The organism is Lentzea aerocolonigenes (assembly GCF_000955955.1).
GTDB lineage: Bacteria > Actinomycetota > Actinomycetes > Mycobacteriales > Pseudonocardiaceae > Lentzea > Lentzea aerocolonigenes_A.
Window position 1 is genome coordinate 1 of the sequence record NZ_JYJG01000144.1, and the last position, 19,784, is coordinate 19,784.

At 68.0% G+C, this 19,784-nt stretch carries 11 protein-coding genes and 1 pseudogene; 7 read left to right on the forward strand and 5 right to left on the reverse strand.

The features are described 5' to 3' along the window. Positions 1 to 386: 386 nt before the first annotated feature. Both UK23_RS21195 and glnA read right to left on the reverse strand, forming a co-directional pair. Positions 387 to 3,917 carry an FkbM family methyltransferase gene (locus tag UK23_RS21195; protein ID WP_052684885.1) on the reverse strand — a complete coding sequence of 1,177 codons (3,531 nt, stop codon included), beginning with the start codon at positions 3,915 to 3,917 and terminating at the stop codon, positions 387 to 389. A 19-nt stretch (positions 3,918 to 3,936) separates the two neighbouring features. Next, on the reverse strand, positions 3,937 to 5,280 hold the full coding sequence (gene glnA, locus UK23_RS21200; RefSeq protein ID WP_045313325.1) for a type I glutamate--ammonia ligase: 1,344 nt from the start codon (positions 5,278 to 5,280) through the stop codon (positions 3,937 to 3,939). Positions 5,281 to 5,321: 41 nt separating this feature from the next. Between glnA and UK23_RS21205 the strand changes: the two genes are divergently transcribed. Together UK23_RS21205 and UK23_RS21210 are read left to right on the forward strand one after the other, a co-directional pair. After that, positions 5,322 to 5,957 (forward strand): LppX_LprAFG lipoprotein, encoded by a 636-nt coding sequence (locus tag UK23_RS21205; protein WP_045313326.1) that lies wholly within the window; start codon positions 5,322 to 5,324, stop codon positions 5,955 to 5,957. 14 nt (positions 5,958 to 5,971) lie between these two features. Then, positions 5,972 to 7,489: an MFS transporter gene (locus UK23_RS21210; protein ID WP_045313327.1), complete on the forward strand. Its 1,518-nt coding sequence runs from the start codon at positions 5,972 to 5,974 to the stop codon at positions 7,487 to 7,489. Here UK23_RS21210 and UK23_RS21215 read toward each other — a convergent pair. Continuing rightward, complete coding sequence (locus UK23_RS21215) at positions 7,444 to 8,967, reverse strand: alpha/beta hydrolase (protein WP_052684888.1); 1,524 nt, start codon at positions 8,965 to 8,967, stop codon at positions 7,444 to 7,446. The two genes, UK23_RS21210 and UK23_RS21215, sit on opposite strands and share 46 nt — an antisense overlap. A 152-nt stretch (positions 8,968 to 9,119) precedes the next feature. Here UK23_RS21215 and UK23_RS21220 point away from each other — a divergent pair. Next, a pseudogene (locus UK23_RS21220) lies at positions 9,120 to 10,349 on the forward strand (RNA-guided endonuclease InsQ/TnpB family protein). Here the strand turns inward: UK23_RS21220 and UK23_RS21225 are convergent. Continuing rightward, the gene (locus UK23_RS21225) at positions 10,346 to 11,908 is read right to left on the reverse strand and encodes an alpha/beta hydrolase (RefSeq protein WP_082114841.1); all 1,563 of its coding nucleotides are present in this window, start codon (positions 11,906 to 11,908) and stop codon (positions 10,346 to 10,348) included. The pseudogene UK23_RS21220 and the gene UK23_RS21225 overlap by 4 nt on opposite strands. 29 nt (positions 11,909 to 11,937) lie before the next feature. On the opposite strand from UK23_RS21225, the gene UK23_RS21230 reads away from it, so the two are divergent. Genes UK23_RS21230 through UK23_RS21240 form a run of 3 tightly spaced genes read left to right on the forward strand, consistent with a single transcriptional unit; the run spans position 11,938 to position 15,544 of the window. Continuing rightward, positions 11,938 to 13,650 (forward strand): NAD+ synthase, encoded by a 1,713-nt coding sequence (locus UK23_RS21230; protein ID WP_045313328.1) that lies wholly within the window; start codon positions 11,938 to 11,940, stop codon positions 13,648 to 13,650. Between the two features lie 53 nt (positions 13,651 to 13,703). Beyond that, positions 13,704 to 14,894: a sensor histidine kinase gene (locus tag UK23_RS21235; RefSeq protein ID WP_045313329.1), complete on the forward strand. Its 1,191-nt coding sequence runs from the start codon at positions 13,704 to 13,706 to the stop codon at positions 14,892 to 14,894. A 2-nt stretch (positions 14,895 to 14,896) separates the two neighbouring features. After that, entirely contained in the window at positions 14,897 to 15,544 is a 648-nt protein-coding gene (locus tag UK23_RS21240) for a response regulator (protein WP_045313330.1), read from the forward strand. Between the two features lie 6 nt (positions 15,545 to 15,550). On the opposite strand, the gene lysX is transcribed toward UK23_RS21240, so the two are convergent. Continuing rightward, positions 15,551 to 18,853, reverse strand: coding sequence for a bifunctional lysylphosphatidylglycerol synthetase/lysine--tRNA ligase LysX (gene lysX, locus UK23_RS21245; protein WP_045313331.1), 3,303 nt, complete (start codon positions 18,851 to 18,853; stop codon positions 15,551 to 15,553). Between lysX and UK23_RS21250 the strand changes: the two genes are divergently transcribed. After that, positions 18,815 to 19,654, forward strand: a complete 840-nt coding sequence (locus UK23_RS21250) for an alpha/beta hydrolase (protein ID WP_156213273.1) — start codon at positions 18,815 to 18,817, stop codon at positions 19,652 to 19,654. The genes lysX and UK23_RS21250 overlap by 39 nt on opposite strands. Positions 19,655 to 19,784 lie beyond the last annotated feature (130 nt).

The window sequence follows — 19,784 nt, forward strand, 5'->3', positions numbered from 1 at the left end:
CTGGCTGTGTTTCGGCACGCTGTTGAGTTCTCAAAGAACACGCGCTCACCGGTTCCAGTCTCCGTTTCCGGAGGCTTTCTCTCGGGGCTTGTGTTGAAAGCTTAGCCAGTTCGTTTTCGCTTTGTCAAATCGGCCTCTCGGGCGATTCAGGCTCGGCGCAAACTCGCTTCGCATTCAGTTTTAAGCTTGGTTCAGAAGTTATCCGAGTGGCTTTTCCGGTGTCAAATCGGGGTCATTTTCAGATCCCGGACAGCACGGTAGGCCGTTCATTTACTTCTGGGGGTTTGACGCCGTGAGACTTTACCCGGCCCGATCCGCGGTGTCAACCGCTCGTTCCGGGGTCTCGCTTGCGACTTGGAGAAAGTTACTCACGAGGAGGATCAAAGTCAAATCGCCTGGTCAGCGGGCTGCTTGATCGGCACGGACGGCGAAGGAGCAGCCGGCTTGGCCCCAACCGGACGCGGACGCAGCCACAGGGTGATGGAACGAAGACCCTCCATCGCCCGCACGATCTGGTCCGGCGAAGCAGCCTGACGAGTCGCCAGCGGCACCAGGTCGTAGCCCCAGATGCCGAACTCCTTGAGGACCGTCACCGGATCGTCACCGAAGTCCGCCGTCGCCGAAGCCGAGAACTCCAGGAACACGTGCGGCCGATCGCGACGCAACAGCCGGACAAGTCCCGCGAGAGCGCGATGCCCGCGTCCAGGCGTGTCCACCCGCACCACGGAGAGCTTCATGCCGTTCGCCAGTTCGATGCCCTCGAGCTCCTTGTCCAGGCGCACCGACCGAACCCGGGCCACGTCGTCCGACGCATCGGGAGCCAGCGGCGACACCGACACCCCACCGGTCAACGTCGGCGAAACCGCCAGCTCGCCGGCGCTCTCCCAGGCAGCACCCTCGATCACGGTCATGCGCGCGGCCACCGCGGCAGGCAGGTTCGCCGACACGTTGTGCCTCAACAGCGCGGCTGCCGAAGGATCCGGCTCGACCGCCACCACGGCCCCCATCAGGCCGAGCCGCGACAACACCCTGATCGAGTGATACCCGACGTACGCACCGACATCGAGGAAGATCCCGTCCGGCTCCAGCACGGAATCCAGGAGCTCGGCGAGATCCGGCTCCCACACGCCGTTGGACGACAACAGCGGAAGCATGAACGCGTCGTCGGAGGGCAGCCGCATCATGCCCGCGTCGCACAACACCAACGACGAACGCACCTGAGGTGCGTCACCAGCGTTCTCGTGCTGACGAACCACCACGCGACGAAGAGCGTCCGCGGTCTGTTGTGCCTGATGAGCCGCACGCACCGCGGCGTCCAACCGCGTGTCGCGCTCGCGGAACACCTCGACGACCTTCGACTCCAGCGTGTCGATGCGGTCCAACGTCCGATCGAGCGCCACGGTCAGCTTGTCGATCCGCTCCGCCAGGACGTCGTCCGCCGTGGCGCGCTTGGCCGCCTCCGCGACGACCGCGTCCTCGATGTCCCGCAGCCGACGACCCTGACCGGCCATGTCCGCACGCACGCGCACGACACCGTCGTCCACGCCGACCAACTGGTCACCGAAGTGCGACTGCCGTTCCGCGACCTGCTCGACCTCGGCTCGCAGCAACTCCAGCTCACCCGCGCCGACGCCGGACCGGAGCGCGTCCTGCCGGTCGACCAGCTCGGACACGGTGCGCTCGACCCCGTCGATCAGGGTGTGCAGCACCTGGCGCATGTGGTTGTCGTAGTGGTCCAACGCGCGCAACACGATCTTGCGCAACGCCGGTGCCATCGGCGTCCGATGAGCGGTGTCTATGTTGGGCTGCCGTAGTAACGCGTGCTTGGCCGACTGCAGCGCGAGCATCGGGTCGACCTCGGACTTCGGCTTCGGCCGGCGCGCGCGCCATCCCCGATATGAGTGCTCGACGCGTTCGCGCAGTACCTGCGCGACGCGCGCAACGGACCGCACGGACAACACGTGCTCACGTCCGGCCGCACCCAACGCCTCGGCGGTCGGCAGGTCGTCGGCCAACGAGCGCAGCAAGCGAGCAGCGGCCTGCACGTCGGGCTCGGACCCCTGGTGACACGGCACGAGAACCGCCGTCTTGCCGAACAGCTCGGCCACAGCACCATGGTCGGACGCCACCACCGGCACGCCCCGCACGGCCAACGACGCCAACCGCAGCGCGATCCGGTCGTCCGCCCCACCGCGGTGCAACGACACCACCGCATCGGCGGTCAAGCACACGTCAGCATCCTCAGCCAGCGAAATTCGCTGGTCAGAGGCAGTGGCCAGACGCAACCGCTCGGCGGCTTCCGGATGCTCGAACGCCCCGGACACCGCGATTCGCAGCTCCACGTCCGAACGATCCGGGAACGCGCTCAAGAACGCCGACACCGCACCCAGCACGTTGCCGGACCGGTCGAGAGAGTGGTCCGCGATCGCCGCGAACACCACCACATCGCCAGGTGTGTGCTCACGCGCGCCGACGTCGACCACCGGCACGGGCACCACGCGAACGATCGGCCCGCCGATGCGTTCGGCAGCAGCACGCGACACGTCCGACGACAGCCACAGCTCGTTCACGCCCGTGCGGTCGTCCGCGGCAGTGGCGTCCAGCGCGACCTCGACGACGAACCGCCCGGCAGGCACCTCGTCATCCGCGGAAGTCCGCACCACGACTGGATAGCCGGCAGAAGTCGACACCGGTAGACCGGACGCACGCGCCGCCGCGAGCATCAGTTCGGACAACGGTCCGTTGCCCACAACGGACACACCGAGCTGGTCCAGCAACGCCGGACCCTCTGACCGTGGCTGCGGCACGGCGGGCACGGGCAACCGACCGGAAGCCACACCGACGCCGGCACACCACTCGCGCCACGCATCAGCGTCCGCACCGTAAGGCGCCGGGAACTGCTGCTGCAGCAACGCATCCGCGCGCCACACCGCGTCAGCCCACCGCGTGCCACCGGTCTCCGTCTGCTCGCACGCCCAGGTGAGGAACCCACCACCACCGTCCTCACCGAACGCCGGCGACGGCGTCGGCGAAGCGGTCCGGTAGTCGGCACGCAGCTCGGAGGGGATGAGAGTGCCGTCGATCAGCGCGTCGAACCGGTACGGCACGGGCACGACGCTCCAGCCGCACCGCACCAGCTCGGCGCGATAGGCGGTGCACAGCTCAGCGACCTCGGCGTGCTCCGACAGCAGCACGCGCGGCCGTTCCGAGAAATCGGCGGACAGCAGCCACGGGCGCTTCGGGTCGAACCCGCGGAAGTGCACGGTCAGCAGGTCCTGGCCGACCACGGCCAGCGAACCGGACTCGGTGCGGTGCAACGGCCGGTCGGCGACGTTCCACACCGACAACCCGAGCCGTGCGTCGCGCACGACGTGATGCGGCACGATCGCCGGCATGTCCAGCGACGAGAGATAAGGCTCGGCGCCTTCGTCGACCGCGATGAAACCGGGGTCGAACGCTCCGAGTTCGTGCAGCTCGGCAGGCCCCGGCTGCAGCCCGTCCGACGGCAGCGGCCGCAGCGTGCGCGGCAGCAACACCACCGGAGCGTTGCGCAACGCCTCCAGCACGAGCTTCGTGAGCGATCCGAACACCTGCACCCACGGGTCGAGGTACAGCACGGGCATGCCCTGCGTCAGCAACGCCTCCAGCAGCCGCGGCCGCAGTGCGGCCTTCAGCGCGTCGGCGTCGAGCGAGGTCGCGAGCACGTGCAGCTCGAGCTCGGACACCCCGATCTCGGCGGGCGTGATCAGCCCGGGACCGGCGTGCTCCGGTCGCGCGTCGACGATCAGCGCGACGAACCGGCCCTCGGGGTGCTCCGCGAGGAACGAGCTGGACAGGACCTTGACCGCGGGCAGTTCCGCCGCCGTGGCGACCGTGCACGCGCAGATCGTCGGCTGGAACTCGGGTACCTCTGTCACGGAGAGCAACGTATCGGCCTCACAGCACGGGAAGAAGAGTGCGCAACTCGTACGGCGTGACGCTACGCCGGTACGCGTCCCACTCCGTCCTCTTGTTGCGCAGGAAGAAGTCGTAGACGTGCTCACCCAGCGCTTCGGGGAGCAGCTCGGAGTTCTCCATCTCGGCGAGGGCCTCGCCGAGGTTCTGCGGCAGGTTCGCGTACCCGGCGGCACGACGCTCACGGTCGGTCAGCGACCACACGTCGTCCTCGGCGGGCGGCGGCAGCTCGTAACCCTTCTCGATGCCCTTCAGCCCGGCGGCCAGGATCACCGAGTAGGCCAGGTACGGGTTGCACGCGGAGTCGAGAGAACGGATCTCCACGCGACGGGACGACGACTTGCCGGGCGAGTACATCGGCACACGGACCAATGCCGAGCGGTTGGCGTGACCCCAGCACACGGCCGTGGGTGCCTCACCGCCGACGATCAGCCTCTTGTAGGAGTTGACCCACTGGTTCGTGACGCCGGAGATCTCGCGCGCGTGCTTCAGCACACCGGCGACGAACTGCTTGCCGATCTCGCTGAGCTGGAACGGGTCTTCCTCGTCGTGGAACGCGTTGCGGTCGCCCTCGAACAACGAGAAGTGCGTGTGCATGCCCGAGCCCGGCTGCTCGGAGAACGGCTTCGGCATGAACGAGGCGCGCACGCCCTGCGTGATCGCGACCTCCTTCACCACATAGCGGAACGTCATGACGTTGTCCGCCATGGTCAGCGCGTCGGCGTAGCGCAGGTCGATCTCCTGCTGACCGGGCGCGCCCTCGTGGTGGCTGAACTCGACCGAGATGCCCATGGCCTCGAGCGCCTCGATGGCGTGGCGGCGGAAGTGCGTGGCCGTCTCGTGCGAGGTCTGGTCGAAGAAGCCGCCGTTGTCCGCGGGGATCGGCTCGTTGCCGTCGCCCGGCAGGTCCTTGAGCAGGAAGAACTCGATCTCGGGGTGCACGTAGCAGGTGAACCCGGCCTCGCTCGCCTTCGACAGCGTCCTGCGCAGCACGTGCCGCGGGTCGGCCCACGACGGGGAGCCGTCCGGCATGGTGATGTCGCAGAACATGCGCGCGGAGTAGTTCGTGCCCTCCGGTGTCTGCCACGGCAGCACCTGGAACGTGGCGGGGTCCGGCTTCGCGACCATGTCCGACTCGTAGACGCGGGCGAAGCCCTCGATCGCCGAGCCGTCGAACCCGATGCCCTCGCTGAAGGCGCCCTCGAGCTCGGCCGGCGCGACCGCCACGGACTTCAAGAAGCCCAGGACGTCGGTGAACCAGAGCCGGACGAACCGGATGTCGCGTTCCTCGAGCGTGCGGAGCACGAACTCCTGCTGGCGGTCCATAGGGCGCAGCTTAAGGGCTCGGGTGACTCTACGATCAACGCATGTCCGCCCGTTGGTTGTTGGTTTGCGCACTCGCCCTGCTCACGAGCTGCACGTCCGGTGGAGATCTCCCCGAAGGTGCGACGTTGCTCTCGAAGTCGGCCGAGTCGATGCGCTCGGTCAAGACCGTTCACTTCAGCATCAAGGTGGACGGGGAGCTGCCGGACGTCCCGGTGAAGAACGCCGATGGCGACCTCACCGCAGCCGGTGACTCGAAGGGCAACGCCAAGGTCAACTTCGCCGGGCAGCTGTTGGCCGTCGAATACGTGCTGACCGGCGGAAACCTGCACTTCAAAGGCCCGACCGGTGGGTACACGAAGCTGCCGGCGGCGTTCGCGGGCCAGGTGTACGACCCGTCCGCGATCCTGAACCCGGACAAGGGTGTGGCGAAGGTGCTGGCCAGCGCGAAGGACGCCAAGACGAAGTCGTCCGGTGACTTGTCGGTGGTCGAGGCGACCGTGCCGAAGGACGTCGCCGCGGGCCTGGTGCCGGGCATCTCCGCTGATGTGAAGGCCACGTTCTCGATCGACAAGGACAACAAGCTGAAGAACGCGCTGTTCGAGCTGCCTGGTGGCCAGAAGGTCGACGTCGGGCTGACGGACTTCGACAAGCCCGTGACGGTCACGGCTCCCCAATAGATCAGGCGCTGTAGATGAGAAGGGTCGCCCTCGCCGCATCCGGTGCGGCTGTGCTCCTCGGTGCGTTGGACGCGTACGTCGTCGTCGGTGTGCTCACGGACATGGTGCGTGATCTGGGCATCGCGGTGAACGAGCTCGAAGAGGCCACCCCGATCGTCACCGGGTACCTGCTCGGGTACGTGGCCGGCATGCCGTTGCTCGGGCAGCTGTCGGACCGGCTGGGGCGGCGGTTCGTGCTGCAGGTGTCGCTGCTCGGGTTCCTGGTGGGCTCGGTGATCACGGCACTGGCCGCCGAGTCGCCGTTGCTCGTCACCGGACGCGTCGTGCAGGGCCTGGCCGGTGGTGCGTTGCTGCCGGTCACGATGGCTCTCGTCGCTGACCTGTGGGAGGAGCACCGGCGTTCGACCGCTCTCGGGACCGTTGGTGCCGCACAGGAGCTGGGGTCTGTCCTCGGCACGCTTTACGGCATCGGCGTTGCGTCGCTGTTCAACGCGTTGCCGTTGTTCGAGGCGTGGGAGCCGCAGAGCTGGCGGTGGGTGTTCTGGGTCAACGTGCCGTTGGCGGTCATCGCGATGGTGATCGTGCAACGAACCGTGCCGAACACACGGCGTGAGGTGCGCATCGACGTCGTAGGTGGCGCGTTGCTCGCTCTCGCGTTGTCGTTGCTCGTGGTCGGGCTCTACAACCCGAAGTCCGCCGAGTCTGTGCTGCCGTCGTGGGGCTGGCCGGTGCTGGCGGCCGCCGCGCTCGTGCTGGTCGGTTTCTTCCTGTGGGAACGCCGTTCCGCGACGAGGCTGCTCGACCCGGAAGGCGTGCAGTGGCGGCCTTTCTGGGCCGTGCTCGGGGTTTCGCTCGCGGCCGGTGCGGCGTTGATGGTGACGCTGGTCGACGTGGAACTGTTCGCGCAGACCGTGTTGCGCCGGGATTCCGCTGCTGCGGCAACGCTGCTGACGCGGTTCCTGGTCGCGCTGCCCGTCGGCGCGGTCCTGGGTGGATGGCTGGCGTCGAAGCTCGGCGACCGCTGGGTGTCCTTCGGTGGCCTGACGATCGCCGCGGTGTCGTACGTGTTCATCGCTCAGTGGCCCGCCGACGTCAGCGGGTTCGCGTTGACTCGTGACCTGGCCATCGCCGGTTTCGGGCTGGGACTGGTCATCGCGCCGTTGTCCGGTGCTGTGCTGCGTGTTGTGCCGTCAGTGCGTCACGGCGTGGCGTCGGCGTTCGTCGTCGTCGCGCGCATGACGGGCATGCTCGTCGGTGTGGCGGCGTTGTCCGCGTGGGGACTCCACCGGTTCCGCGAGCTCACGGCAGGCCTGAACACCCCGCTGCCGTTCGGGGTCGAGAAGGACGTGTTCCAGCAGCAGATGGCCGAGTACCAGCGCAGGCTCACCGAGGCGCTGCTCACCGAGTACCACGAGATCTTCCTGATCACGGCGGTGATTTGCGCGCTCGGAGCGCTGGGTTCGGTCCTCCTGCCGGGGAAGCGTCGTCAACAGGCCGAGTCGGTCTCCGGCAGTCTCAAGTCCGCCAAGTAGTTCGTACCCACGTTGTCCACGCAGCCGACGCCCGCGAGGAACGCTGTGTGCTGGTTTCCGTTGAACGTCAGCAGACGCGCGCCCAGTGCCTGCGCCAGGTCCACACCGGACTGGTAGGGCGTCGCCGGGTCACCGGTCGTCGAGATCACCAGCACCTGCGGCAGTCCCTGCACCTTCGGCGGATGCGGTTCCGAGGTGTGCGGGGCCGGCCAGAACGCGCACGGACCGAGCGCGGTCTCGTCGGTGGGAACCGTGTCGTTGCCCAGGATCTCCAACAGCCTCCGACGGTTGGACTCCAGCTCGGCGCGGTCCTTCACCGGCGGTTCGTCGACGCAGCGGATGGCCACGAACGCGTCCTGGATGCGGGAGTAGCTGCCGTCCTGCGCGCGACCGAGGTACTGGTCGGCGAGTTGCAACAGCGTGGAACCCTTGTTCTGCTTGAGCTCCTGCAGTCCCTTCAACGCCGTTTCCCACAGGCGGTCCGAGTACATCGCCTGGATGATGGCGGTGTTCGCGTCCGAGTGGGACAACTTGCGTTCGCCGACCTGCAACGGGGTCTTCTTCAGCGGCTCGATCATCTGCCGGAACTTCGACTCGGCGGCGTTCGAGTCCTTGCCGATCGGACAGTCGCGTTGTGCGCACCAGCCCGCGAACCGCTGGAACGCCTGGTCGAAGCCCTGCGCCTGCCGTGCCGCCGCGTCCACCTTGTCGCCGTCGACGTCCACCGCGCCGTCGAGCACCATCGCGCGCACGTTCTTCGGGTACATCTCGGCGTACATCGTGCCGATGCGCGTGCCGTAGGAGTAACCGAGGTACGTCAGCTTCTTCTCGCCCAACGCCGCACGCAGCACGTCGACGTCACGCGCGACGTCCCTGGTGCCGACGTTCTTCAGCAGGTCGAGGCCGCTGCGCTCGGCGCACCTGTCGACGAAGTACTTGTTCTCCTGTTCGGTCTGGCTCGCGCTCTCACCCTTGGGCCGCAGACGTTGCGCGTCCCGTTCCGGATCGGTCAGGCACTGCACGCGGGGCAGGCTCGCGCCGACTCCGCGCGGGTCGAAGCCCACGACGTCGAACCGCTTGCCGACCGGGTTGTTCGGCTGCATGTTCGCGACGTGCGCCATGCCCGAGCCACCCGGACCGCCGGGGTTCACCACGAGGGAACCGACCCGTCGCCCCGGTTCGGCGGCGGGCCTGCGCAACAGGCCGACGGTGATCGTCCCCCCGTCCGGCCTCTCGTAGTCCATCGGGACCTGCAACCGCGCACATTGGATGCCCTCGCGCTCGTACAGGCTCTTGCTCTTCGCGTCGATCGCGAACGGCTGGCACGCGCCCCACGACAACGCCTGCTCGTAGAAGCGGGCCAGGCCCTTGCGCGCGGCGACGGGTGAGCCGTCGATGCGCGCGTAGGACGTGGAGGTGCCGAGCAGGACGATCAAGGCGAACAGGGCCGCGGTTACTCGGGATCGCCTCTTCGTCATCTGAGTTCCTCCGAGAAGACCCCGTCCTTCAGGACCGGGGAGGAGAATCGGGCTTCTTCGCGGGAGAGCACGATCAGCTGTTTCGCGGGCCGGGCGGGACAGCGGTCAGGACCCGGCCACGTGCGTCCACAGTGGATTGCCAGGTTGTGGTCATGGGTGGGCAGGTGAAGCGGGCGTTCAAGTTCCGCTTCTATCCGACCGAGGCGCAGACAGTGGAGTTGTCGCGCACGTTCGGGTGTGTCCGCAAGGTCTACAACCTGGCGTTGCAGGCCCGCACCGAGGCGTGGACACAGCGTCGGGAACGGGTTGGCTATGGCGCCACGTCGGAGCTGCTGACCCTCTGGAAACGCACCGAGGAACTGGCGTTCCTCAACGACGTGTCGTGCGTGCCGCTGCAGCAGACATTGCGTCATCTGCAGACGGCGTTCTCGAATTTCTGGGCCAGGCGTGCCCGGTATCCGCGGTTCAAGTCGCGCAAGAGGTCGCGCGCTTCGGCGGAGTACACGCGGTCGGCGTTCCGCTGGCGCGACGGCGTCCGGACACTGGCGAAGATGGCTGAGCCGCTGGAAATCCGCTGGTCGAGGCCGCTGCCCGAGGGGGCGGCGCCCTCGACGGTGACGGTGCCGCGGGACGCAGCCGGACGGTGGTTCGTGTCCCTGCTGTGCGAAGACCCGAATGTGCAGCCGTTGCCCACCACCGATTCGGTCGTGGGCATCGATGTCGGTCTCGACCACCTGCTGGTGTTCTCGACCGGTGAGAAGATCCCCAACCCGCGGCACGAACGCCTGGACCGCCTCGCCCTGGTCAAAGCCCAGCGGGCGTTGTCCCGCAAGCAGAAGGGCAGCAACAACCGGGCCAAGGCTCGCGTCAGACTGGCTCGTGTTCACGCCGGGATCGCGGACCGGCGGACCGACTACCTGCACTAGGTGACCACTCGGCTCGTGCGTGAGAACCAAACGCTCGTGATCGAGGATCTGGCCGTGACCAACATGGTCAGCAACCACCGCCTCGCCCGCGCCATCTCTGACGCGGGCCGGCGCCAGTTCCGGCAACTGCTGGAGTACAAGGCACGGTGGTACGGACGGGAAGTGGTCGCAGTCGATCGTTGGTTCCCCTCGTCCAAGCTGTGCTCGGCCTGCGGCACGCTCACGGCAGTACTGCCTTTGCAGGTTCGCAGCTGGACCTGTGGCTGTGGCACGACCCATGACCGGGACGTGAACGCGGCTCGCAACATCCTGGCCGCCGGGCTGGCGGTGACAGTCTGTGGAGCCGATGTAAGACCTCAACGGAATACTCCGGGCGGGCAGTCGGTGACGAAGCAGAAAACGCCGCGGCGCGAGCTGCGGGACTCCTCCTCGTTCACGGGGAGAGGAAGCCACTAGGCGCACCGGGTTCCGTCGGCGGGCAATGTCTGGTCGATCAGGTACTTCACGCCGACGTCGTCGACGCACTGCACGCCCTGCAGGAAGACCGTGTGCTGGACGCCCTCGTACGTGAGCAGCTTCGAGTTGAGCGCCTTGGCCAGGTTGACGCCCGCCTGGTACGGCGTGGCGGGGTCACCGGTCGTGGAGATGACCAGCAGCGGCGGGATGCCGTCTGCCTTGGGCGGGTCGGTGCGGCCCGTGACCGGGACCGGCCAGAAGGCGCACGAGTCGAGCGCCGCGCCGGGCGGGTTGCCGTCGTCGAGGAACGGCGCTGCCTCCTTGTACTTCTTCGCGGTCTCCAACAGCGCGTTCTTGTCCGTCAGCCGTGGGTCGTCGACGCAGTGCACGGCGTTGAACGCATCCGTGATCGTCGAGTAGTTGCCCTGGTCATCGCGGTCGAAGTACGCGTCGGCGAGTTGCAGCAGCGTGGTGCCGCGGCCCTTCTTCAGCTCGTTGAGGCCCTTCAGCAGGATCGGCCACAGCTGCTCCGAGTACATCGCCTGGATCGCGGCGGTGATCGCGTCGTTGTAGGAGAGCTTGCGGTCGCCCACGCTGACCGGCTTCTGGATCAACGGGGTCGTGAGCTGGCGGAAGCTCGCGTTGGCGTCGTCGCCGAGAGGACAGTCGCCCTCGTTGCGGCACCACTTCACGAACTCGTCGAACGCCTTCTGGAAACCGGCGGCCTGGGCGACCAGCGACGCGAGCTGGTCCTGGGTCGGATCGACCGCGCCGTCGAGGATGAGCGCGCGCACGTTCTGGGGGAAGGTCTCGGCGTACTCGGTGCCTATGCGGGTGCCGTACGAGTACCCGACATAGCTCAGCTTCGCGTCGCCGAGCGCAGAGCGGAGGACATCCATGTCCTTAACTACGTCCCGCGTGCCCAAGTTGGCGAGCATTGACGCCCCGAATTTTGTACCGGCGGCACACTTCTCGGCATATGCCTTGTTCTCTTGCTCCGTTTGGGCGATTCCCTGCGCGCTCGTATCAACGTCGAGGTCCAAACGCTCGGCATCGCGCTCCTGGCCGGTGAGGCACTTCACCTCCGGCTCGCTCGCGCCGATGCCCCGCGGGTCGAACCCGATCAGGTCGAACCGTTTGGCGAGATCGGTCTTGCGGTAGTCCGAGACCATGCCCGCGGCCGACGCCATGCCGGACGCGCCGGGCCCGCCCGGGTTGATCAACAGCGACCCGATCTTCTGCCCGGTGGCCTTGTACCTGAGCACGCCGATCGTGATCGTGTCGCCGTCCGGTTTGGAGTAGTCGAGCGGGACCGTCAGCCGGGTGCACTCGACGTCGCGCTTGCTGCCGTACGCCTGCCGGCTCGACCCGGTCGTGGCGAACGACGAGCAGTCCTGCCACGCGAGCTGCTGGCCGTAGAACTTCTCCAGACCCGCGGGGACTGTCCCGGCCGGACCCGGTTTCTCGAGGGTCACGCCGGGCTTGGGCGCTCCTTCCAGGACCGACGTGCAAGAGGCGAGAAGGGGAATGACGAGCAACACGCTCAAGAGACGGACCACAGCCCGATGGTATGGGAGATGATGAGGGCATGCCGCAGCTTCGCATCGCGCTCGCCCAGGTCAACGCCACTGTCGGCGATCTTTCCGGGAACGCGTCGTTGGTCGTGGAGTGGACGCGCAAGGCTCGTGAGGGCGGCGCGCACCTCGTGGTGTTCCCCGAGATGGTGCTGACCGGCTACCCGGTCGAGGACCTGGCGATCCGCACGTCGTTCGCCCGTGCTTCCGCGGAGGCGCTGGAGGCTCTGGCGGCGACGTTGAACGATGCCGGGCTGGGCGACATCGCCGCGTTCGTCGGATACCTGGAGCACGACTCCGTGGGACCGCGCAACGCCGCCGCGGTGCTGCACGGCGGGCGTGTCGTGGCGCGGCAGAGCAAGCACCACCTGCCCAACTACGGCGTGTTCGACGAGCGGCGGTACTTCAAGCCCGGGTCGTCCCTGGACATCCTGCGGATCAACGGTGTCGAGGTCGGCCTGGTGATCTGCGAGGACCTGTGGCAGGACGGCGGCCCGATCACCGCGCTGGGTGACGCCGGTGTCGACCTGGTGGTGTCGCCGAACGCCTCGCCGTACGAGCGCAACAAGGACGACCAGCGGTTGCCTCTGGTCGTGCGCCGCGCGGCCGAGGCCGGGGCGCCGCTCGCCTACTGCAACCTGGTCGGTGGGCAGGACGAGCTGGTGTTCGACGGCGACTCTCTCGTGGTCGGCGCGGACGGTCAGCTGATCGGGCGCGCGCCTCAGTTCGTCGAGCACCTCATGCTCGTCGACTTCGATCTGCCTTCCGGCTCCGACTACGAGCAGGGGCAGGTCGGCGAGTTCTACGTGCGCCGTGTGTTCGTGTCGGACGCGGTTCCCGCGTACGAGCCGTTGCCCGCGCCGCGCGTGTTCGAGCCGTTGTCCGATGAGGCAGAGGTGTGGCACGCGCTCGTCACGGGTCTGCGCGACTACGTGCACAAGAACGGCTTCCGGTCCGTTGTGCTCGGTCTGTCCGGTGGCATCGACTCGGCCGTGGTGGCCGCACTGGCCGTGGACGCTCTCGGTGCCGACTCGGTCTACTGCGTGTCGATGCCGTCGTCGTACTCGTCCGAGCACTCCAAGTCGGACGCGTCCGACCTGGCTCAGCGCACCGGCCTGCACTTCACCACCGAGCCGATCGGCGAGATGGTGTCCGTGTACGTCGACCAGCTGAAGCTGACCGGTCTGGCCGAGGAGAACATCCAGGCCCGCTGCCGCGGCATGCTGCTGATGGGGTTGTCGAACCAGCACGGGCACCTGGTGCTGGCGACCGGCAACAAGTCCGAGCTCGCCGTCGGCTACTCGACGATCTACGGCGACGCGGTCGGCGGCTACGCGCCGATCAAGGACGTCTTCAAGACCCTGGTCTTCGGGCTGGCGCGGTGGCGCAACGACGAGGCGGAGAAGCGCGGCGAGGTGCCGCCCATCCCGGAGAACTCGATCACCAAGCCGCCGTCGGCCGAGCTGCGGCCCGGCCAGGTCGACACCGACTCGCTGCCGGACTACGACCTGCTGGACTCGCTGCTCACCCAGTACGTCGACGGCGACCGCGGGTACGACGACCTGATCGCGGCCGGGTTCGCGTCCGAGCTGGTGGATCGCGTGCTGCGGATGGTCGACAAGGCCGAGTACAAGCGCCGGCAGTACCCGCCGGGCACCAAGATCTCCGTCAAGGCGTTCGGGCGCGACCGGCGGCTGCCGATCACCAACGGGTGGCGCGAGGGCTGAAGTAGAGCCTGCTCCACCGCGCGTTCGCAGGTCGGCTGGCTAGGTTCCTCGGTATGAAACGGATCTGGGCGGCACTCGTCTACCTGGCGAGCGGGCTGCTGACCGCCATCGCGTCGTGGCTGGCCATCGGCGTGCTGCTGCTGTCCGTCGTCGTCCTGCCGTTGTTGCCGGTCACTGCCCCGTACATCCGCCGGATCGTGGATTTCGACCGGCAGCGGCTCGCCCGCTACGCCGGTGTGGTCCTCGCATCGTCTGAGCCGCTCGACGGGCCTTGGTTGCACCGGGCCCAGCGGGTGCTGGCGGATCCGGGCAGCCGGCGGGACGGGCTGTGGCTGATCGTGCACGCCCTGCTCGGCACGCTGTCCGGGGCGATCGCGATCGGGGTTCCCGGCGCGCTGCTGCAGCAGCCGTTCGTTCCGCTGATCTGGTGGGCGGTGCCGGGAGGGTTCGAGAACTCGTTCGGCGTCCACGTCGACTCGTGGGCGAAGGCGTTCCTGAGCGTGCCGATCGCGATCGTGCTCACGCTGATCCTGACGCAGCTGCCCCGGCTGGCGGACGCGGACGCGAGGCTCGCGCGGAAGTTGCTGGCGCCGCCGCGGGCGTCGTTGGAGAAGCGACTGGCCGAAGTGGTCGCGACGCGAGCTGCCGCGCTGCAGGCGCACGGGGCCGAGTTGCGGCGGATCGAGCGGAACCTGCACGACGGCACGCAGAACAAGCTGGTCGGCGTGGTGATGATGCTCGGGATCGCGGAACGGACGCTGCAGCAGAACCCGGCTGGTGCTTTGCAGGCGTTGCTCCGCGCGCAAGACGCGGCTGGGGATGCGTTGGAGGAGTTGCGCAACGTCGTACGGAGCATTCATCCGCCGGTGCTGGACGATCTGGGGCTGGACGGGGCGATCCAGGCTCTGGCGGCACGGTGCCCGGTGCCTTGTGTGCTGCAGGCCGAGCATCTTGGACGACTGCCGGCGGCGGTGGAGGCCGCGGCGTACTTCGCGGTGGCGGAGGCTTTGACGAACGTGGCCAAGCACAGTGGCGCTCGTAATGCGTGGGTCAGCCTCGGGGTGGACGGCCGGCAGCTCACCGTTTTGGTGCACGACGACGGCAAGGGCGGCGCCGACGAGAAGCAGGGGACGGGGTTGGACGGCATTCGGGGCAGGGTGGCGGCGTTGGACGGCACCGTGGACGTGAGCAGTCCTTCCGGTGGCCCTACCGTGCTCACCGTCGTACTACCTGTGGAGAAGTGACCATGCGCATCGTGATCGCCGAGGACGACGCTCTGCTCCGCGAGGGGCTGACGTTGTTGTTGCGCAACGAAGGCCTCGATGTTCTCGCCGCGACGGACAACCCGGACGACTTCCTGGTTGCCGTGGCCGAGCACGAGCCGGACATCGCCGTGGTCGACGTGCGGATGCCCCCTACGTTCACGGACGAGGGGCTCAAAGCCGCCGTCGAAGCTCGCCGGCGGCACCCGAAGCTCGCCGTGCTGGTGCTCTCTGCCTGGGTGGAGCAGAGCTATGCGCACGAACTGTTGGCGGGCACCAACGGCGGCGTCGGCTATCTGCTCAAGGAACGCGTCGGCAAGGTCGCGGACTTCCTCGACTCGCTGCACCGGGTGGCGTCCGGAGGTACGGCGCTCGATCCCGAGGTCGTGTCGCAGTTGTTGGTGCGGCGCAGGGCGGATGACGCGCTCAGTGTGCTGTCACCACGGGAGCGCGAGGTGCTCGGGCTGATGGCGCAAGGGTTGTCGAACGCTGCCATCGGCGAACGGTTGGTCGTCAGCGCGGGTGCGGTGCACAAGCACGTGGGCAACGTGTTCCTCAAGCTCGGCCTGAACACCGAGGACGGGGCGGGAGATCGCCGGGTCCAGGCCGTGCTCGCGTACCTCGATCACTGAGCCGAATCATTGGGGCCGGACGAACGGGAACAGCACGCTCTGCCGGATCGACGTGCCGGTCAGCATCATCAGCAACCGGTCCACACCCATCCCGAGTCCACCCGTCGGCGGCATGCCGTGTTCCAGAGCCCGCAGGAAGTCCTCGTCCAGCTCCATCGCCTCGACGTCACCGGAAGCGGCCTTCAACGACTGCGCCTCCAACCGCCGCCGCTGCTCCAACGGGTCGGTGAGCTCCGAGTAGGCGGTGCCGATCTCCGCCCCGAACGCCACGAGGTCCCACCGCTCGGCCAGCCGCGGGTCGACGCGGTGCTGCCGGGTCAGCGGCGACACCGACGTCGGGAAGTCGATGTAGAAGGTCGGGCCGACCGTGGAAGCCTCCACGAACGAGTCGTACGCCTCCTGCACGAGCTGTCCGTGGTCCCAGTCGTCGTTGATCTCGACGTTGCGCGCGGCGAGCAGTGAACGCAGCTCCGAGACAGAGGTGCCGGGAGTGATCTGAGCATCCAGAGCAGCGGAAACCGCGCTGTAGACCGGCACGACCGGCCACTCCCCCGAGATGTCGAACATGCCGTCCGGGCGCGCGGCCACCTCGGAGCCGAACGCCGTCCGTGCCGCGTGCTGGATCAGCGTGCGCGCCAGGTCGAGCATGACCCGGTAGTCCGCATAGGACTGATAGGCCTCCAGCATCGTGAACTCGGGGTTGTGCGTGGCGTCCGCGCCTTCGTTGCGGAAGTTGCGGTTCAGCTCGAACACCCGGTCCACGCCCGCGACGCACAGCCGTTTCAGGTACAGCTCCGGCGCGATCCGCAGGTACATGCGCATGTCGTAGGCGTTGATGTGGGTGACGAACGGCCTGGCGTTCGCGCCGCCGTGCACCGCCTGCAGCATCGGCGTCTCGACTTCGAGGTACTCGCGCGAGTGCAGGAACTCGCGGACGCTGCGGATCACGTCGCTGCGCAGCTTCAGCAGATGCGCGGAGTCCTGGTTCACCACGAGGTCGAGGTAGCGCTGGCGGACGCGGGCTTCCGGGTCGGTGAAGCCCTTTCGCTTGTCCGGCAATGGGTGCAAGCACTTCGCGGTCATCACCCACGACGTGGCCAGCACGGAGATCTCGCCGTGGTCGGACTTGATCACACGACCGGTCACGCCGACGTGGTCGCCCAGGTCCACATCGGACTTCCACGACGCCAGCGACGAACCGAGCGAGTCGACGGTGAGCATCAGCTGGATCTCGCCGCTGAAGTCCCGCAGCCGCGCGAAGCAGAGCTTGCCCATCTCCCTCAGCGCCACCACGCGGCCGGTGACCGAGACGTCCTCGCCGAAGCGTTCCCGGGCCGCGGCAAGGAGATGCGACCGGTCGAACCCCACCGGATACGGCTCGACACCCGCAGCGACAAGGCGTTCGACCTTCGCGATCCGCACCCGGACCTGTTCTGGCCGCCGCACCGCCTTCGGTTCGATGCGGATCGCGTCGATCTCGGCGACCTTCAAGGCGAACTCGGAGCTGACGTCCGTCTTCTGCAGCGCCCGCTTGCGCAACGACCGCAGCGACGGCACGAAGCCTTCTGCAACCCCGGCGGCGATGCTGACCTGCGGCAACGACCGCGAGCGCTGGTAGCAGAGGAACCGCGGTTCCCAGTCCGGCAGGTACTTCGCGTTCGACCGGTAGAGCGACTCCAGCTGGAAGAACCGCGATGCCAGCGACAGCACCCGCCGCCACGCCCGCAGCACCGGGCCGGCGCCGATCTTCTCGCCCTCCGCGAACACCGCGCGGAACATCGCGAAGTTGAGCGAGATCCGTTGCACGCCGAGGTGTCCGGCGGCGGCCGCGAACTGCGCCACCATGTACTCGTTCAGGCCGTTCTCCGCCGACCGGTCGCGTCGCATCAGGTCCAGCGACACACCACGACGTCCCCACGGCACGAACGACAACAGCCCGCGCAACGCACCTGACGCGTCGTAGGCCTCGACCATCACACACCGGCCGTCGCTCGGATCTCCCAGACGTCCCAAGGCCATCGAGAACCCGCGCTCGGTCTCGGCACCGCGCCACGCCTGCGCCAAGTCCAGAATGGACGCCATCTCGTCCGGCGCGATGTCGCTGTGCCGGCGCACTCGCGCGGTGTATCCGGCACGTTCGACGCGAGACACCGCCTGGCGCAGGCCACGACGTTCCGGACCGGCGAGCACGAACTCGCGGACGTCCAGAATCGCCTCGTCACCGATCTCCAGCACCTTCAGGCCGGCGTCGGAGTAGACCTGCGCACCACGTTCGGAAGCACCCAGCACGCCAGGCATCCAGCCGTAGGTGCGCGCCTCGGACAGCCACGCCAGGACGGCTTCGGGCCACGCTTCCTCGTCACCGATCGGGTCGGCCGAGGCCAGCGAGACACCGCCGATCACCCGGTAGGTCAGCGCCGCACGTCCGGAAGCCGCGAACACCACGCTCTTGTCGCGCCGGGTCGCGAAGTAGCCGAGCGAGTCGGGCTCGCCGTCGGCCGCGAGCAGCCGGCGCACGTCCAGCTCCTGCTCCGGCGTGATCATGTTCTGCGTGCGGACACCGCGGAAGAAGACGTACATCGCGCGGATCGCCACGAGTGTGCCGCCCAGCCCCAGGATCACGCTCAGCCACTGCGGGCCCTCGGGGATGTCCAGCCGTCCCAGCCGGACGATCTCACCCGTCGCCTGGTTCGCCGCCCACGCCAGCTTGTCCAGCTGCTCGACGAGCTTGCCGGGGAACACCTCGGTGAGGCCCCAGCCGGCCAGCACCAGCACGACCATGCCCAGCACGAACGACACCAGCGCCCGTCGCCACGCACCGCGGGCCAGCCGGGCCGGGAAGGCCTCCCGCACCACCCACAGGAGCCCCACGAACACCAGCGAGGTCACGACGCCGATGCTGAGAAACACCCAATGCGGACGTTCGCCCTCATCCAGGATTTCTTCAGGTGCCAGCGCCAAGATGACCATGATGAAGCCGACCAGCAGCAGGCCCATGACCTGGAACAGCAGCAACGCCCACAGCGCTGCTCGCTTGTGCCTGCGCAGGGCGGCGCCGAGGACGAAGAACACCATGGCGATGAAGAGGTTGCCGTCGATCGGCAGGCCGAAGAAGTACCCGATGCCGTCGGCGACGTCGGTGAACCAGCTGTCCTCCGGCAAGATCACCCTGAGCAGCGACAACACCGCGGCCAACTGCACTACGGTCGCGATCGCGCCCGCGGCCTTCCACTTCCACGCCGGTACCACTTCAACTCCCGAGGTCGACCGATGACCGCCATGATTCCGTCTTCGGCAGGACGGGTGCATGTCGCCACCTCCGGGCGTGTCGACCAACCCGTCGTCGTGCTCAGCTCAGGACTCGGCGGAGCGTGGTTCGACTGGGACCGAACGGTGCAGCTGCTCCAGCCACACGTTCGGGTGATCGTGTTCGACCGGCCCGGGCTCGGGATGAGCGGTCCGGCACGGCGCGGGCCGTCGCTGGCGCGCGAGGTCGCTGTCCTGGACGCCGTGCTGCGCGGGGTGCCGCGGGCGATCCTGATCGGGCACTCGATGGCGTCTTTGCACGTCGAGGCCTACGCGAGGCTGCGGCCGCACCGGGTCGACGGGGTGGTGCTGCTCGATCCGGACACCGAGGCGCCGGGTGCGGGGCGGCCGTTCGACTTGCCGGCGGCGATCGCTCAGGCGCTGCGGGCGTTCGGCAGCCGGTGGCTCGGTGCCCGGATCACGCGGCGGTACGGGCACTCGTTCCGGAACCTGCTGACCGCCGCCTCGACGCTCGGCGTGACCGATCCCGCACCCTCTGACCTGGTCGAACTCGTCTACCGGCGGCCTGGTGTGGCGCGGGCGGTGCTGTGGGAGCTCGCGTCGTACCCCGGTCAGGTGGCGACTTTGGAACGCCTGCGCCGACGCCGGGCGCTCCCGAAAGTGCCCTGGTTGGTGCTCACGGCGGGACGGAAGGTGTGGCCGGAGCACCAGTCGTTGGCTGCTCTCGTGCCGTGGGGGCGCAACGTGCCGGTGCCCGGCAGTCGTCACATGATTCAGATGGACCGGCCGGACGCGGTCGTGATGGCCGTCCGAGAGGTGCTCAAGGGTCTGCCCGACCGCTGAGCGCACAGCCGTGTGACGGTAGCCGCATCCGTGTTCCGTTTCCGGCCAACGGTGACACTCTGGTGTTCGGCAACCGTGCACAAAGCGCCCGGGGACCCCACGTGGGCCTCGAGGAAAGGAACGGTCGACG